Origin of the sequence: Rhizohabitans arisaemae, from assembly GCF_025996515.1 — a bacterium.
GTDB classification, from domain to species: Bacteria; Actinomycetota; Actinomycetes; order Streptosporangiales; family Streptosporangiaceae; genus Rhizohabitans; species Rhizohabitans arisaemae.
Genome location: NZ_BLRH01000060.1, coordinates 501,985 through 516,940, shown reverse-complemented (window position 1 = coordinate 516,940; position 14,956 = coordinate 501,985). Strand labels below are relative to the sequence as shown.

Annotated in this window: 14 protein-coding genes and 1 tRNA gene; 10 read left to right on the top strand and 5 right to left on the bottom strand. The window is 68.0% G+C overall.

All coding sequences use genetic code 11. From position 1 onward, the window contains the following. Positions 1-350: 350 nt before the first annotated feature. A complete protein-coding gene (locus RUR_RS30820) occupies positions 351-830 on the bottom strand; it encodes a MerR family transcriptional regulator (protein WP_283138732.1) in 480 nt (159 codons plus the stop codon). 181 nt (positions 831-1,011) lie between these two features. Between RUR_RS30820 and RUR_RS30815 the strand changes: the two genes are divergently transcribed. The 3 genes from RUR_RS30815 to RUR_RS30805 all read left to right on the top strand — a co-directional run bounded on the left by RUR_RS30815 (position 1,012) and on the right by RUR_RS30805 (position 5,017). Beyond that, positions 1,012-2,805 carry a hypothetical protein gene (locus RUR_RS30815; protein ID WP_283138731.1) on the top strand — a complete coding sequence of 598 codons (1,794 nt, stop codon included), beginning with the start codon at positions 1,012-1,014 and terminating at the stop codon, positions 2,803-2,805. Positions 2,806-2,817: 12 nt separating this feature from the next. Beyond that, the gene (locus RUR_RS30810) at positions 2,818-3,801 is read left to right on the top strand and encodes a class F sortase (protein ID WP_283138730.1); all 984 of its coding nucleotides are present in this window, start codon (positions 2,818-2,820) and stop codon (positions 3,799-3,801) included. Between the two features lie 70 nt (positions 3,802-3,871). Beyond that, entirely contained in the window at positions 3,872-5,017 is a 1,146-nt protein-coding gene (locus RUR_RS30805; RefSeq protein WP_283138729.1) for an acetyl-CoA C-acetyltransferase, read from the top strand. A gap of 102 nt (positions 5,018-5,119) precedes the next feature. Here RUR_RS30805 and RUR_RS30800 read toward each other — a convergent pair whose 3' ends face one another. Further along, positions 5,120-5,359, bottom strand: coding sequence for a hypothetical protein (locus RUR_RS30800; protein ID WP_283138728.1), 240 nt, complete (start codon positions 5,357-5,359; stop codon positions 5,120-5,122). Between the two features lie 336 nt (positions 5,360-5,695). Beyond that, positions 5,696-6,226, bottom strand: coding sequence for a TlpA family protein disulfide reductase (locus RUR_RS30795; protein ID WP_283138727.1), 531 nt, complete (start codon positions 6,224-6,226; stop codon positions 5,696-5,698). Between the two features lie 148 nt (positions 6,227-6,374). Here RUR_RS30795 and RUR_RS30790 point away from each other — a divergent pair, with 148 nt between their 5' ends. From RUR_RS30790 to RUR_RS30775, 4 genes are all read left to right on the top strand, one after another. Continuing rightward, positions 6,375-7,130 carry an IclR family transcriptional regulator gene (locus tag RUR_RS30790; RefSeq protein ID WP_283138726.1) on the top strand — a complete coding sequence of 252 codons (756 nt, stop codon included), beginning with the start codon at positions 6,375-6,377 and terminating at the stop codon, positions 7,128-7,130. Positions 7,131-7,194: 64 nt separating this feature from the next. Next, the gene (locus RUR_RS30785) at positions 7,195-7,914 is read left to right on the top strand and encodes a lipoate--protein ligase family protein (protein WP_283138725.1); all 720 of its coding nucleotides are present in this window, start codon (positions 7,195-7,197) and stop codon (positions 7,912-7,914) included. 229 nt (positions 7,915-8,143) lie between these two features. Continuing rightward, positions 8,144-8,770: a class I SAM-dependent methyltransferase gene (locus RUR_RS30780; RefSeq protein ID WP_283138724.1), complete on the top strand. Its 627-nt coding sequence runs from the start codon at positions 8,144-8,146 to the stop codon at positions 8,768-8,770. Between the two features lie 154 nt (positions 8,771-8,924). Further along, the gene (locus RUR_RS30775; RefSeq protein ID WP_283138723.1) at positions 8,925-11,000 is read left to right on the top strand and encodes an ATP-binding protein; all 2,076 of its coding nucleotides are present in this window, start codon (positions 8,925-8,927) and stop codon (positions 10,998-11,000) included. A gap of 129 nt (positions 11,001-11,129) precedes the next feature. Here the strand turns inward: RUR_RS30775 and RUR_RS30770 are convergent, their stop codons facing one another. Further along, a complete protein-coding gene (locus RUR_RS30770; protein ID WP_283138722.1) occupies positions 11,130-12,149 on the bottom strand; it encodes an adenosine deaminase in 1,020 nt (339 codons plus the stop codon). Between the two features lie 145 nt (positions 12,150-12,294). Further along, on the bottom strand, positions 12,295-13,527 hold the full coding sequence (locus RUR_RS30765; RefSeq protein WP_283138721.1) for a pyridoxal phosphate-dependent aminotransferase: 1,233 nt from the start codon (positions 13,525-13,527) through the stop codon (positions 12,295-12,297). Between the two features lie 178 nt (positions 13,528-13,705). On the opposite strand from RUR_RS30765, the gene RUR_RS30760 reads away from it, so the two are divergent. From RUR_RS30760 to nusG, 3 genes are all read left to right on the top strand, one after another. Then, positions 13,706-13,778 (top strand) — tRNA-Trp (locus tag RUR_RS30760). 138 nt (positions 13,779-13,916) lie between these two features. Then, the gene (gene secE / locus RUR_RS30755) at positions 13,917-14,162 is read left to right on the top strand and encodes a preprotein translocase subunit SecE (RefSeq protein WP_283138720.1); all 246 of its coding nucleotides are present in this window, start codon (positions 13,917-13,919) and stop codon (positions 14,160-14,162) included. 60 nt (positions 14,163-14,222) lie between these two features. Next, complete coding sequence (gene nusG / locus RUR_RS30750; RefSeq protein WP_283138719.1) at positions 14,223-14,942, top strand: transcription termination/antitermination protein NusG; 720 nt, start codon at positions 14,223-14,225, stop codon at positions 14,940-14,942. The last annotated feature ends 14 nt before the right edge of the window (positions 14,943-14,956 follow it).

Genomic DNA, 14,956 nt, shown 5'->3' with positions numbered 1-14,956 from the left:
ACTCCCTGACGCCAGTATGTGCCCTGCCCCGCCCGGATGGGGCGGGAAAACCCCGCGGGCACGCCGGTACGGCCGTCAGGCGGCTTCTTCTGCCGCCCCGATCCCGGCGGTTGCCTCCAAACCACGGCGTCTCCAGGATGAGTACGGCCTGAAGGCGCATGATCTGTCGTGCAGGGTGCTCCCGGCAGGCTCGGTGGAGTCCTTCAGGTCGGGTACGGCCTGAAGGCGGCCGGTCCGTCACGCAGGGGTCTCCCACCCCGCCTCGGCGTCTTCGCGGTGGGTACGGCCTCAAGGCGGTGATCCACCGCCGAGTACGGCCGCCAGGCGGGTTCCGGCAGATCGGTCGAGCCTCAGGCGGATTCGGCGTTCTGCGGGTTCGGCACGGAGACCGGCGGAGACTGGGCCGGTACGGTGTGCGCGGACGCTTCCCCGCGCAGGGTGTCGCGGATCCGCCGTAGCGTCGCGACCTTCTCCTCCAAGGCCCGCATCTTCTCCGTGACGACCTCGACGGCCTCGTGGTACTGCCGGCCCGTCATTCCCTGACCGCCGGTCAGCCCCTTGAGCAGCTTGATCTCCTCCAGGCTGAAGCCCAGCTCCTTCAGCGAGAGCGCCGTCTCCAAGTACGCGCGATAGTTCGACGGATATTTTCGCGTACCCCCCGGAGACCTCTTCGGTTCGGGGAGGATACCCAGCTCCTCGTAGTAGCGGATCGTCCGGCAACTCACCCCGGCCGAACGGGCGAGCTCCCCGATACTCACCAGATCCTGGCTGGTCAGCTCGTTGCCACCGCCGGATTCCCAGCCCTGTTCAGCGGTCCCGTGCTCCTTCATGCAGCCTCCCCCAGAGCGGTCCCCACCCAGTCGAGCCTAGGTCTCAGCGGCAACGAAGGTGCGACTTGTTCCCACGCGCAACATCATGAAAACGTAAGATGTCCACCAAATTGTGACCATGAACTGCCATCGTTGTTCGCCGGGTGTAGGGACTCCTAGGCTGCGGGAAACGGAGAGCACAGTGTTCAAGTCGAGAGCGTGGCGCGGCATCGTCGCGACGGCATCCGCGCTGAGCACGGCCGGACTGACCACCGCAGTAGCCGTTTTCACCTTGGGCGCCACCCCGGCGGTAGCCGTCGCGGCGGCGGAAGTGACATACAACTGTGTCTCCACTGGGCTGAGCGATCCTGTGCCTGTAGCTCAGACAGTCAAGTTGAACGTCGAACTCATTCCCCCTGCGGCGGGAACAGTCCGCAAGGATTCGCCTTCCACGGTGACGTGGAAGGCGACCTACGTTGCGGGCGATGAGCTGGTGGCTCCAGTCGACCTTGCGGCGAACGCAGCCAAGGTTGACGCGTCCATTGACTTTGCATCGACAAGTGACGGCACCACACAGCCGAAGGTCGGTGACTCCAACGGAACCGCCTTGCCAAAGGGCACGATCATTCCGCTCCCCAGTGAACTGGTAATTCCGTTCACCCCGTTGAAGACCGGGAACATAGTCATTTCACCAGGGAAGTTTCGCGTCCATGTGACCGCCGGAGGTGAAACCCCGCTGGCCGGAATCGTCACCTGTGAGGACACGACCGCTCCGCCTACCACGACGATCACTGTGGAACCTGCTCAAAGTGATCCAGGACGCTATTCGTGTGAGCGAAACAGATCGCTTGGAACAGGGCAGACCAGCCATGACTTCACCATCACCCTTACCCCGAAGGCGACATCGGTGCGGAAGGGTGCGAACGTAGAGATCGATTGGCAGGCGACCGGCTCCCAGCTGACCACTCCGATAGACCTTGGGACGGGTGCGGCAAGGCTGAAGGTGAAGATGGGTACGGCGACGTCGGGCAATCCGACTCCGAGTACCGTCTACGACACTCTGCTCACCGGCACATCCGACGCGGGTGACAACCTGCCGTTGGGCACCAAGCACACCCTCAAGATTCCGACCACGAACGCGACCGTCGGCACCCTCGTGGTCACGGCAGGTGAGTTCACCATCGAGACGGTCGCGGCGTCAGGGGGCACACCGGCGGGCAGTATCGTGTGTACCCGGACAGGCACGGGTACGTGGCCGAGCGCCTCGGTCCAGATCACCAACTCGGGTTCCCAGACCGGGAACCTGACATACACCTGTACGCCTTCCTCCGGGTGGGGTGTCTCCGATGACTACGACGTGGACGTCACGCTGACCGCCACGAACACGTCGGTGGCCGCGGGAAGCAACGCCGTGGTTCGATGGGCCGCGGAGGCCGATCTGCTGACGGCGCCGGTGCAGTTCCCGGCCGGCAGCACAAAGGTCGTCGCCGATCTCAACCTGACCGGTGCCGAGGGGACCAAGACGGTGAACTCCGAAGGAGCCGCGAACACGAGCGCCATCGCGGAGGACGCGGAGATTCCGCTCGTCAGCAGGGACACCAATGTCGCGTTGACGAAGAGCGGGACGACGGTCATCACGGCAGGCAAGTTCGTCGTGCAGGTCTCCGGGAGTGGTGTGAGCGGAAGCATCTCCTGCACGATCAAGTCGGGTACCGCACCGAACGTCTCGATCACGGTGACGGGTGCCCCGACGGTTACGGTGTCGCCGACCAGCACGGTGACGGTTACGCCGTCCCCGGCTACGGCGACCGCGACGGTGACGAAGGGTGCGCAGGTCCGGCGGACGCCGAAGGACGGTGTGGCGACCGGTGGCGGTGGCGAGTCGATGCCGTCCGGCACGCTCCTGGTCACGATCGGGGCGGCGCTGGCCCTCGCGGGTACGCTGGGCGGCCTGGAGGTGCGGCGTCGTCGGATCCAGCGGGCGAGCGGGCGCTGATCGGGGTAGCTCATGAGTGATCAGCCGAGCGGTCAGACCCCGGGAGCCGAGGGGGTTCAGGGGCAGCCGCTAACGCCGGAGCAGGCCCAGGCCGTATTCGCCTATCAGCAGGCGGTCGCCGCGCAGTACGCGCAGCAGGGCCGGCCGCTCACCCCCGAGCAGGTCATGGCCGTGATGCAGATGGTGATGGCCGGGCAGGCGCAGCAACAGCAGCAGATGCTCGCCCGGCAGCGGATCTCCGGTGGCCGGGTGGACGGTGGCCGGGTGATGCAGTGGGCGCTGGGCCTGGCCGCGGTGGCGGGTGTGGCGATCGTGATGGTCGGTTTGATTTTCACGCTGTCGCCGACGGTCCAGGAGGTGGTGGGGTCCGGTATCCCCGGTCCGGGCCCTGGGCCGGCGAGTCAGGGACCGGTGCCGGAGCCGCTGAATCTGGCTCCGACGGTGGGGCCGGGCGGTGAAGGGGTTCCGTTGACCCAGGCGGAGCTGACGGCGCCGCCGCCGGTGGCGGTGGCGCCGCCGATCAAGCCGATCGGCCCGGCGGCCCCGGCCCGGCTGGTGATCTCGAAGATCGGGGTGAACGCGCCGATCGACACGATGGGATTGACCGCCAGGGGCGAGATCCAGACACCTTCGCTGAACCGGCCGAACCTGGTCGGCTGGTACAAGTACGGGCCTCAGCCGGGCGAACGGGGGCCGTCGGTGGTTCTGGGCCACAAGGACACCCGAACCAAGAGCGCGGTGTTCAGCAAGCTGGGTTTGATCCGGCGGGGTGACACCATCAAGGTCATCCGTGCCGACGGGGTGACGGCCACTTTCACCGTGGACGGCGTCGAACAGGCGAGTAAGAGGATTTTCCCCACCTCGCGGGTGTACTCCAATCGGAAGAACGCCGAGCTCCGGCTGATCACCTGCGGTGGCGTGTACAACCCCAGAACCCACAGCTACACCGACAACATCATCGTCTACGCCACCCTCACCGACGCCAAGCGCGCCTGATCCCGCGATTTGGGGCGGGTGTAGCCTGACCGAATAGCGTTCGGTTTTCCTCCCAGGCTCTGGAGGCGTGGTGGCAGAGGCGTACATCGTCGGAGCGGTTCGAAGCCCGGTCGGCAGGAAGAAGGGCGGGCTTTCCGCGGTCCACCCCACCGATCTCGCCGCCCACGTGCTGCGGGCGTTGATCGATCGGACCGGGGTCGATCCCGCCGCGGTGGACGATGTGATCATGGGTTGTGTCATGCAGTTCGGCCCGCAAAGCATGGACATCGCCAGGAACGCCTGGCTTTCCGCGGGGTTGCCGGAGAGCGTGGCCGGGGTGACGATCGACCGCCAATGCGGCTCATCCCAGCAGGCCGTACATTTCGCAGCTCAAGGGGTGTTGTCCGGCACCCAGGACCTGGTGGTCGCCTCCGGGGTCGAGTCGATGAGCATCGTGCCGCTCGCTTCGGCGGTCACCGTGGCGCTGGAGAAGGGGATGCCCTTCCCCTTGGGCGAGAAATGGGTCGAGCGGTACGGCACCCAGGAGATCTCCCAGTTCCGCGGGGCCGAGCTCATGTGCGAGAAGTGGGGCTTCAGCCGGGCCGAGCTGGAGGAGTACGCCTACGAGAGCCACCGGCGGGCCGCACGGGCGATCGCCGAAGGCCGTTTCGCCGACCAGATCGAACCGCTGGCGGGCGTCGTCCACGACGAAGGCCCCCGACCGGAGACGACCCCGGCGAAGATGGCCGAGCTGAAGACCCTCCGCGAGGAAGGGAAGATCACGGCGGCGACCGCCTCCCAGATCTCCGACGGCGCGGGCGCCCTGCTCATCGCCTCCGAGGCCGCGGTGGCCGAGCACGGCCTCACCCCGCGGGCGAGGATCGTCACGCTCAGCCTGGTCGGCGACGACCCGGTGTACATGCTGACCGCGCCGATCCCGGCGACCCGCAAGGCGCTGCGCAAGGCGGGGCTGAGCATCGACGACATCGACGTCGTCGAGATCAACGAGGCGTTCTCCCCGGTGCCGATGGCCTGGCTCCGGGAGCTCGGCGCCGATCCGGCCAAGGTCAACCCCAACGGCGGCGCACTCGCCCTCGGCCATCCGCTCGGCGCCACCGGCGCGATCCTGATGACCAAGCTCCTGCACGAACTGGAGCGCACCGGCGGACGCTACGGCCTGCAGACCATGTGCGAAGGCGGCGGCCAGGCCAACGTCACCGTCATCGAACGCCTCTGACCCCGGATCCGGTACGGCGTTCGCGGCGTGATCTTCTCGCCGGAGCCCGTACCGCACGCCGTGGCCCGCCCCGTGGGAGCGGAGCGGGCCCACGGCCCCGGGTCACTTGGGACGGTGCTGCCGGCGGGTCATCTGACGGGGTGGGACCGGGGGCGGCTGGAAGCGTCGCTGGTCCTGGCCTCGGTTTCTGAGGTGCTGGGGGAGTTGGGCCCGCATCTTGGGGCGTTCGGGACGCTGCTCCACCTCGGGGGCGGGAGCGTCGTCGTCGGCCTGGGGAAGCTCAAGATGCTCGGGCAGAGAGATATCACCCGTGTGGTCTTCGGGCTCGGAAACGGGAAACAAAACGGACTCCTTACGCAAACGTTGTGCGGCTTGGCATGAGTTGCGATCACCATGCATGCCAGACGAATCACTCAGCAGCCGCAGTGGACGGGCGGACTACGGGCGGCGTCGCCTCGTGGAACACGAGACTGGGCGGCCGGGACGGCTGAGGTGGGCGGATCGGGCTGAACCGATCAACGCCGACTTAGTTACGCATGCGCATGGACTGACACTAACCCGTCGAGGCGCCGGGAGCAAAGCCCGATTCCCGGAGGCAGGCCCGGAAGGCGATGCTCCGCCGCCCCGGCCCGGCCGGGTGCGGCCGGGCCGGGGCGGCGGTTGCGCTGCGGCAGCAGATCACTGTTTGAGCAGCTTGTCGACGTGTGCCGCGAGCGTGGTGATGACGAGTGGCCCGGACACCCGGGTGAGGCTCCCGTCGGGTTTCACGAAGACAAAGGTCGAGTCCCCTGCCACGCCGAGCCGCTGCCGGACCTCGCCCTGTTCGTCGGCGATGTGCGTCACGTCTGCGGTGTCGGTGCGCTTGACGAAGCCCGCCATCGACTCCCTGTCGTCGCGTCCGCCGACGCCGACGAACGTGACGCCCCGCGGGGCGTACCGGGCGATCGCGGAGCGGACCGCCGGGGCTTCGGCCGCGCAGGAGGCGCAGTAGGGGGACCAGAACCAGAAGACCACGTGCTTGCCGGCCAGGCTCTCCCCGTCGAAGTCCTCCCCGGCGACGGTCTCGGCGGTGAACCGCAAGGCCGCGGCGGCGGCCGGGGCGGCGCCCGGCGGTCGCTCGGCGACGGCGCGTGTGGTGCTCGCCCCGCTGCACGCCGTGGCCATCAGGCCAAATGAGACGATCAGGCCGACGCCTAGTTTTGTGAACATGCATCCCCCCGAATGCGCTGAATCCTTGTGATCAGGCTAGACGGCCGGGCCGCACATGGGGCTTGACACACGGTCGGCGACCCGCCGGTGTGAGCAATTGCGCGATTCCGCTTGACCGTGGAACGTTCGACGCGGTGCACTGATCGTGATGGAGGGGGAGTCCAAGCCGACCCTGATCTCCTCGGTGCAGCGTGCGTTGCGCTTGCTGGAGGCGGTGGCCGGCCATGAGAGCGGCGCGCCCGCGAAACTGCTCGCGCGTCAGGCCGGCTTGCCGCTGGCCACCACGTACCACCTTCTCCGCACGCTTCTGCATGAGGGATATCTCCGGAAAACCGATGAAGGATGCTACGTAATCGGTGAGCGGGTCGACACGCTGCACGGGCAGAGCCGGACCCAGGCCCTGCTCTCGCGGGTTCATCCGGTGCTGAGCGGGCTCCGGGACGAACTCGGCATGGCCGTCTACCTCTCGCTCTACCTCGACGGTGAGATCCGGGTCGTCGACGTCGCCGACGGACCTCGCGCCCCGCGGGTCGACCTGTGGGTCGGGGTCGAGGACTCCGGGCACGCCACGGCCCTGGGCAAGTGCGTGCTCCGCCAGCTCGGTACGGACGAACGTCGTGACTACCTTTTCCGGCACCCGCTCTTCGATCTCACCCCGAACACGATCACCGAGGTGCGTGACCTGCTCCGGCGTCTGGACGACGGTCCCGGGACCGTCGTCTACGACAACGAGGAGTACGCCCTCGGGACCGCGTGCGCGGCCGTGCCGGTCGGCGACGGGAAGGTCGTCGGGGCTCTCGCGGTCTCCACCAAACCGAGTCGGCTGGGCCGGGCCGAATCGCTCCCGCGGCGGCTGCAGGTCGCCGCGGAGCGGCTAAGCCGGACGATTCATATCACCATGTGAAAAGGCTGCACTTGCAGCCCTATGCAATGCACCCCATCCTGCGAATCCAGGAGGGCTACGCCGCATGATCGATGTACTGGTGGACAACACCCTGGATCCGGTTCGCAATCTCGCGCTGGATGAGGCGCTCGCGCGCTCGGCCTCGTCCACGCCGGTGATCCGGATCTGGCAGAGCTCCCCCTGCCTGATGGTGGGCAGGTTCCACCGCCTCACCCGGGCCGTCGACCTGGTCGCCTGCGCCCGGGACGGCCTGCCCGTGGTCCGCCGGGCGGGCGGCGGAGAACCGTACTACAGCGGTCCGGGCAGTCTGCACGTCAGCCTGACGACGCCGCGCGGCCGCACCGGGTTCCCCTCCTTGGCGCCGATGCTCGCCGACGCGGTGGCGTGGCTCGGGGCCGTCATCACCAGCGACCTGCTCATCGACGGGCACAGGTTCGCGTCGACCTCGGCGATCCGGACCCGCGGGGCGGTGCTTGAGCACGCCACGGTGCAGGTGACCACCCCGTCGTGGCTGCTCGGACGGTATCTCTCCCCGCTGGTGGACCGTGATCCCCTGACGTCGGTGGCCCGGCCGGGGCTGTCGGTGGACGCCGACGTGATTCGCGAATCACTCATGACCGTGGTGCACGCGCACTACGGCGGGGCGTACCCCCGGCACCCCGACGACGCCGAACACAACTGGCAGGAGCGGTTGATCAGGGTAAAGTACGGTGACCCGCTCTGGCACGTCACGGGTCGTGGATGGCGCAGGCGTACCGGCGCTCCACGCCACTCCCGGTCGTGAACCGGCGCGTCGGTCGGCCGCGTTGATTAGAATCTCCGCGGTCAAGATGCCCTGCGCATAATCGGGTGAGCAGGGTAGGAGAGGCGGCGATGTGTCGCTCTAATCAACCGTCTGGGCAGAATGCATGTCAGGTTATGACCGCGTAGTGCAACCGGCCGCCGGTGACGGCGCCCTTGAGAACCACCTCGGCGGGGATGAGGCCAAGAACTACAGGCAATACGAATTCGACATGGTCGCACCGCACGTCGGGCGATCGTTGCTGGAGATCGGTTCGGGGCTCGGCCACTTCGCCGAGCAGTTCCTGCCCCGGCTGGACCGGCTGGTGGTCAGCGACTTCGACCCGTACTGCGTGGAGCAGCTCCGGTCCCGTTTCGCCGACCGGGACGACGTCGACGTGCTGCAGTTCGGCCTGCCGACCGACATTCCGCTCCACGACCCGGTGGACACCGTGGTCATGATGAATGTGCTCGAACACATCGAGGACGATGTGGCGGCGTTGAAATCGCTCGCCGCGGTGACCAAGCCCGGCGGCCGTATCGTCATCTGGGTTCCCGGCTATATGCAGCTTTATGGGGATTTCGACCGAAAAGTCGGTCATGTTACGCGGTACACGCCGAAGACGCTGCGGGCCACCGTGGTGGGCGCCGGCCTCCGCCCGCAGATCCTCAAGCCGATCAACTTCCTCGGCGGCATCGCCTGGTGGCTCGCGGTGCGCAAGGGCGGCGTCGGCTACCCGGACCCGCGTCTGGTCAAGATCTACGACCGTACGGTCGTACCGACCACGCGTTTCCTCGAAAAGCTGTTCCGTCCCCCGTTCGGGCAGACCGTATTCTGTGTCGCCCGCGTGCCCAAATAGCGGGAAATTTCTGACTAGTCGGAAATGACGTTAGACAAGCCCCGGTTCCGGCCTGATCCATTCGCTCCGTACGGCATTTCGCCCACGTATAACATGCGTAAAGAGAGCCTCACGGAGAGATAGCGGTCAGGCCGATCCAGGGGGGAGCACGCTCGTGGGCGGAGCCGACGGCAACCTGCCGGTTCAGCGAACCGGTTTCGTCGGGCGAGGACGAGAGCTCAAGGCGATCGCGCAGCTGCTGGAGGTCTCCCGCCTGGTGACGGTGACCGGCATCGGCGGCGCCGGGAAGTCCCGGGTCGCCGTCGAGGCCGCCGACCGGCTGCGGGAGCGGTTCCCGGACGGGATCTGGCATGTGGACGCCTCCCGGCTCCGGCATGAGGACCTGCTCGTGCACATGGTGGCCGCGGCCCTCAAGATGCGGGACCAGTCGGCGCGCTCCGAGATGACCAGCCTCGTCGAGTTCCTTGAGGGCAGGACGCTCCTCATCGTCCTGGACAGCTGCGAGGTCATGTCCGACGCCTGCGCCGAGCTCGTCGACGAGCTGCTGCGGAGCACCTCCGGGGTGAGTGTGCTGGCCACCGGACGCAGGCTCCTGGACGTCCCCGGCGAACTCTCCTACCTGCTCCCGCCGCTCTCGCTTCCCCCGGCGGAGGATCCGTCGGCAGAGCAGGTGCTCCGCTCGGAGGCGGGGGAACTCTTCGAGCAGCGGGCCCGGGTCGCCGCCCGCGACTTCACCGTGAACGAGGAGACCGCTCCCCTCGTCGCCGACCTGTGCCATCGGCTGGACGGGATCCCGCTCGCCATCGAACTCGCCGCCGTCCAGCTGCGGACGCTCTCGCTGCGGGAGATCCTCGCCCGCATCGGGGAGGACCGGCTCGACCTGCTCACGGGCAGCCGGCGCGGCACGGACCGGCATCGGACGCTGCGCGCCGCGATCGGCTCCAGCCATGAACTGTGCGAACCGCAGGAGAAGCTGCTCTGGGCGCGGATGTCGGTCTTCTCGGGGGATTGCGGTCTCGCCGCCCTTGAGCAGATCTGCTCGGACGACCGGCTCCCGGGCGATCAGATCCTCCCCGCCGTCCAGGGCCTGGTGGAGAAGTCCATCCTCATCCCGGTGCAGGGCCCGCTCGGGATCCGATACCGGCTCCTGGAGACGGTCCGCGTCTACGGCGCCGAGTGGCTGAAGCGGCTGGAGGAGACCGAGACGCTGCAGCGGCGCCACCGCGACTACTACCTCCGCCTCGCCGTGCGCGGAGACCAGGCGTGGTCGGGGCGCGGCCAGCTGTACTGGTATGTCCGGATCCAGCAGGAACACGCCAATATCCAGACCGCGCTGGAGTACTGCCTCGACAACCCGGGTGAGGTGCTGGTCGGGCTGGACCTGGTCTCCTCGCTCTGGTTCCTCTGGGTGGGATGCGGATGGTCCCGGGTCGGGCGCCGGTATCTGGAACGGGCGCTTGAAGCCTCGCCCGAGCCGAGCGTGCCGCGCTGCCGCGCGCTCTGGGTCTACTCCTACGTCGTCAGCGGCCAGGGCGACATCGAGACCGCGCTGCGGATCGCCCAGGAGTGCAGCCGCACCGCGGGCCGGATCGGCGACTTCCGGTCGGTGCTGTTCGCCCGGAAGATGATGGGGACCGCGGCGTTCCTCAACGGCGAGCTGTACGACGCGCTGAGCAACCTCGGCGCCACGATCGCCTCCAGCAGCGTCGACCAGGATCTCAACCCGTGCCTGCTCCCGGCCACCGTGGAGCTCGCGCTCACCCTGACCGCCCTCGGCGAGGCCGAGCAGGCCATGTCCGTGCTGGAGGACTGCATCCTCACCTGCGAGCAGCGCGGCGAGCTCTGGCTCAGGTCGTATGCCTACTACGCCAGGGCCCGAGCCCAGCGCGCCACCCGGAGCCTGGTCGACGCGGCGGAGAGCACCCGGGCCTCGCTCCGCATCAAACAGCGCTTCCACGACGTTCTCGGCGTCTGCCTCAACCTCGAACTTCTCGCCTTGATCGCTTGCGACCAGCTGGACGTACGGCGTGCCGCCACGCTGCTCGGCGCGGCCCAGGCGAACTGGCGGAGCTTCGGCCTGCCCCTGATGGGCTCCGCCTCCTTCGGCGCCGAGCACGAGCAGTGCGTGAAGGAATGCCTGGCGATCATGGGGGAGGAGCGCTACCAGGACTGCTTCGAGGAGGGCCAGGCGATGAACCTGGACGAGGCCATCACGTTCGCGATCGAGTGAACCTCCCTCCCCGGTCGCACGTCCGCCGACGGGGCGGGGTGACGGTGGCCGGTACGGCCTGGGGCGTGGTTCTGCGCCGCGGCAGCCGTAACGGATCCCGGTCTTGACCGCCGGATGAGGCGGTACGGCCTAGGCGCCGCCGGTCAGCCAGGCGTCGACCCCGGCCAGCAGCTCCCGCCGCAGCTCGGTCGGCGCGGCCGAGGCGCGGATCGACATCCTGGCGAGTTCGGCGAGTTCGGCGTCGCTGAAGCCGTACACGTTCCGGGCCAGCTCGTACTGGTCCAGCAGCCGCGAGCCGAACAGGAGCGGGTCGTCGGCGCCGAGCGCGACGGGGACGCCGGCGTCGAAGAGCATGCGGAGCGGGACGTCCTCGGGCCGCTCGAACACGCCGAGCGCGACGTTGGACAGCGGGCACACCTCGCAGGTGATCTCCCGATCGGCCAGCCGCCGCATCAGCCGGGCGGACTCGTGCACGCGGACCCCGTGCCCGATCCGGTCCGCATGGAGGTCGTCGAGGCACTCCTCGATGCTGTACGGGCCCGCCAGCTCGCCCCCGTGCGGCGCGGTGAGCAGCCCGGCCCGGTGGGCGATGCGGAAGGCGCCGTCGAAGTCGCGGGCGCGGCCCCGGCGCTCGTCGTTGGAGAGGCCGAACCCGACCACCCCGTGGTCGAGGTACTGGACGGCGAGCCGGGCGAGCGTCTTCGCCTCCAGGGGGTGTTTGGTGCGGTTCGCCCCCACGATGAGGCCGATCCCGATCCCGGTCTGCTCGGCGGCGAGCCTCGCCGCGTCCAGAAAGAGCTCAAGGGTGGCCGTGAGACCGCCGAATCGGTGGGCGTAACCCGACGGGTCGACCTGGATCTCCAGCCAGCCCGATCCCTCCGCCACCTCGTCCTCTGCGGCCTCCCGCAGCAGTCTGCGCACGTGGCCGGAGGTACGCAGGGCCGATCGCCCGATGTCGTACAGGCGTTGGAATCGGAACCAGCCCTTGGCGTCGGTCGCCCGCAGCCGTGGCGGCCAGTCCTCCGCGAGCGCGTCGGGGAGATGGAGCCCTTGGTCCTTGGCGAGCTCGATCAACGTCGAGTGGCGCATGGAGCCGGTGAAGTGCAGGTGCAGGTGGGCCTTGGGCAGATCGCGGAGCGGGCGTGACATGACCTAAGCCTGCCGTAAAACGGTCAGGCGAGGCGGGTGGTTTGGGGTCTTCCGGGACCGGTGCGACCTCGGTCCCGGAGCCGGCTCCGGGACCGAGGGGCGGAAGGAGCACTCCCGCCGAAACGGATCTCGCATGGGTACGGCGTCAGCGGGCCTCGGACAGCAGCTTGGCCGCGCGGCTCACACCCTCGACGAGGTCGTCGTCGCCCAGGGCGTAGGAGAAGCGGAAGTATCCCGGCGTGCCGAAGGCCTCACCGGGGACCACCGCCACCTCGGCCTCCTCCAGCGTCAGCTCGGCCAGCTCGGCGGAGGTCTGCGGACGCTTGCCGCGGATCTCCTTGCCCAGCAGCTCCTTGACGGACGGGTAGACGTAGAACGCGCCCTGCGGCTCGGGGCAGACCACGCCGGGGATCTCGTTGAGCATGCGGACCATGGTCTGCCGGCGCCGGTCGAAGGCGGTGCGCATCTCGGCCACCGCCGACAGGTCGCCGCTCACCGCGGCCAGCGCCGCCATCTGGGCGACGTTGGAGACGTTGGAGGTGGCGTGGGACTGCAGGTTGGTCGCCGCCTTGATCACGTCGGTGGCGCCGATCATCCAGCCCACCCGCCAGCCGGTCATCGCGTAGGTCTTGGCGACGCCGTTCAGCACGACGACCTTGTCACCCAGCTCGGGGGCGGCGACGGCGATCGAGGCGAACTCGGCGCCGCCGTAGACGAGGTGCTCGTAGATCTCGTCGGTGACGACCCAGAGGTCGTTCGCGGCGGCCCAGCGGCCGATCTCGGCCACCTGGGCCGGGGAGTAGACCGCACCGGTCGGGTTGGACGGCGACACGAAGAGCAAGATCTTGGTCCGCGGCGTCCTGGCCGCCTCCAGCTGGTCGACCGTGGCGAGGTAGCCGGTGGACTCGTCGGTGACCACGTCCACCTGGACGCCCCCGGCCAGCTTGATCGCCTCCGGGTAGGTCGTCCAGTACGGCGCCACCACGATGACCTCGTCGCCCGGGTCGAGCAGGGTCGCGAAGACCTCGTAGACGGCCTGCTTGCCGCCGTTGGTGACGAGCACCTGGGCGGGGTCGACCCGCCAGCCGGAGTCCCGCAGGGTCTTCTCGGCGATGGCCTGCTTCAGCTCGGGCAGCCCGCCGGCCGGGGTGTACTTGTGAAAGCGCGGGGTGCGGCAGGCCTGGACGGCCGCCTCGACGATGTAGTCCGGCGTGGCGAAGTCCGGCTCGCCGGCGCCGAATCCGATGACGGGCCGCCCGGCCGCCTTCATCGCCTTGGCCTTGGCGTCCACGGCGAGGGTGGCTGACTCGGAGATCGCTGAAATACGCGCTGAAATGCGGGGACGTGCTACCGCCTGCCCGTCGGGTGAGTGCTCCATGGCTCTATCGTTTCAGACGGCCGTGGCGGACTCAGCGCCATATCCAGGATCCGGACGAGGCCGAGTTTCGCCGATGTCGCGTTCCTGGTTCGACGTGACGCGTTTCTGCCCGTACACTTCAGCATCTAGTGGTTCACTTGCGGCTCTCGCCTGTCCGGGAGTTTGTGGATCACGGCTTAGGGCAATGGCGCAATTGGTAGCGCACCGGTCTCCAAAACCGGCGGTTGGGGGTTCGAGTCCCTCTTGCCCTGCGAGATGCGGTCCGCGCACCGACGACAGCGCGCCGACAGTGTTGACTTGGACTGTGTCGCGCGGCGTCCGCGCCGATGGTGAACCCAGGAACAGGCGCGCCGGCACATGCGACGGATACGACTGGATCAGGTGAGGACATGGCGACCGACACGCGCGACGTGACCGCAGACAAGCCCGACAAGCCGAGTACGGGTAGCAAGCGGACGTCTCCGGCGCTCTTCTATCGGCAGGTCGTCGCGGAGCTGCGCAAGGTCATCTGGCCTACGCGCAAGGAGTTGGTTACTTACACCGTCGTGGCCCTGATCTTCGTCTTGATCATGGTCGGCATCGTGTCCGGGCTAGACTTGGTGTTCAGTACAGGTGTGCTGGAGATTTTCTCCTAAACCGGCACCGCAATCCCGATCACAGAGCAAGAGCAATCGACGGAAAGAGAAACAGTCACCGTGTCTGAGTCCCCACAACCGGCCGACGACTCCCGCGAAGCGTGGGAAGAGGAGTCGGAAGAAGCGGTCGTAGCGGGCGCCGACGAGGGTGCGCAAGGCGAGGCCGACACGGCGGACGAGGCTGAGCCCGCCCCCGTCGTCGACCCGATCGCGGAGTTCGCACGCGAGCTGCGCGCGCAGCCCGGTGAGTGGTATGTCATTCACTCCTACGCCGGCTACGAGAACCGGGTGAAGTCCAACATCGAGAGCCGCACGCAGTCGCTCAACATGGAGGACTACATCTTCCAGGTCGAGGTTCCCACCCACCAGGTCACCGAGATCAAGGGCGGGAAGCGTCAGCAGGTCAAGGAGCGCGTCCTTCCCGGCTATGTACTGGTCCGCCTGGACCTGACGGACGAATCGTGGGCCGCCGTGCGCAACACGCCGGGGGTCACCGGGTTCGTCGGTCTCTCCAACCGGCCCAGTCCGCTCAGCCTGGAAGAGGTCGCCAAGCTACTCGCGCCCGAGCCGGAGGAGCAGAAGGCCACGGCGGCGGCTCCCCGCTCGACCGTCGACTTCGAGGTCGGCGAGTCCGTGACCGTCATGGACGGTCCGTTCACGACCCTGCCCGCCACGGTCAGCGAGATCAACACCGAGGCGCAGAAGCTGAAGGTCCTGGTCTCGATCTTCGGTCGAGAGACCCCGGTCGAGCTGTCGTTCAACCAGGTCACCAAGATCTGACGCCTAGACTCGAT

Bases quoted from the DNA above. Each gene is read 5' to 3' on its own strand.
- RUR_RS30820 (WP_283138732.1), bottom strand. From the start codon at position 830: ATGAAGGAGCACGGGACCGCTGAACAGGGCTGGGAATCCGGCGGTGGC.
- RUR_RS30810 (WP_283138730.1), top strand. From the start codon at position 2,818: ATGAGTGATCAGCCGAGCGGTCAGACCCCGGGAGCCGAGGGGGTTCAG.
- RUR_RS30795 (WP_283138727.1), bottom strand. From the start codon at position 6,226: ATGTTCACAAAACTAGGCGTCGGCCTGATCGTCTCATTTGGCCTGATG.
- RUR_RS30790 (WP_283138726.1), top strand. From the start codon at position 6,375: ATGGAGGGGGAGTCCAAGCCGACCCTGATCTCCTCGGTGCAGCGTGCG.
- RUR_RS30785 (WP_283138725.1), top strand. From the start codon at position 7,195: ATGATCGATGTACTGGTGGACAACACCCTGGATCCGGTTCGCAATCTC.
- RUR_RS30780 (WP_283138724.1), top strand. From the start codon at position 8,144: ATGGTCGCACCGCACGTCGGGCGATCGTTGCTGGAGATCGGTTCGGGG.
- RUR_RS30770 (WP_283138722.1), bottom strand. From the start codon at position 12,149: ATGTCACGCCCGCTCCGCGATCTGCCCAAGGCCCACCTGCACCTGCAC.
- RUR_RS30765 (WP_283138721.1), bottom strand. From the start codon at position 13,527: ATGGAGCACTCACCCGACGGGCAGGCGGTAGCACGTCCCCGCATTTCA.
- secE (WP_283138720.1), top strand. From the start codon at position 13,917: ATGGCGACCGACACGCGCGACGTGACCGCAGACAAGCCCGACAAGCCG.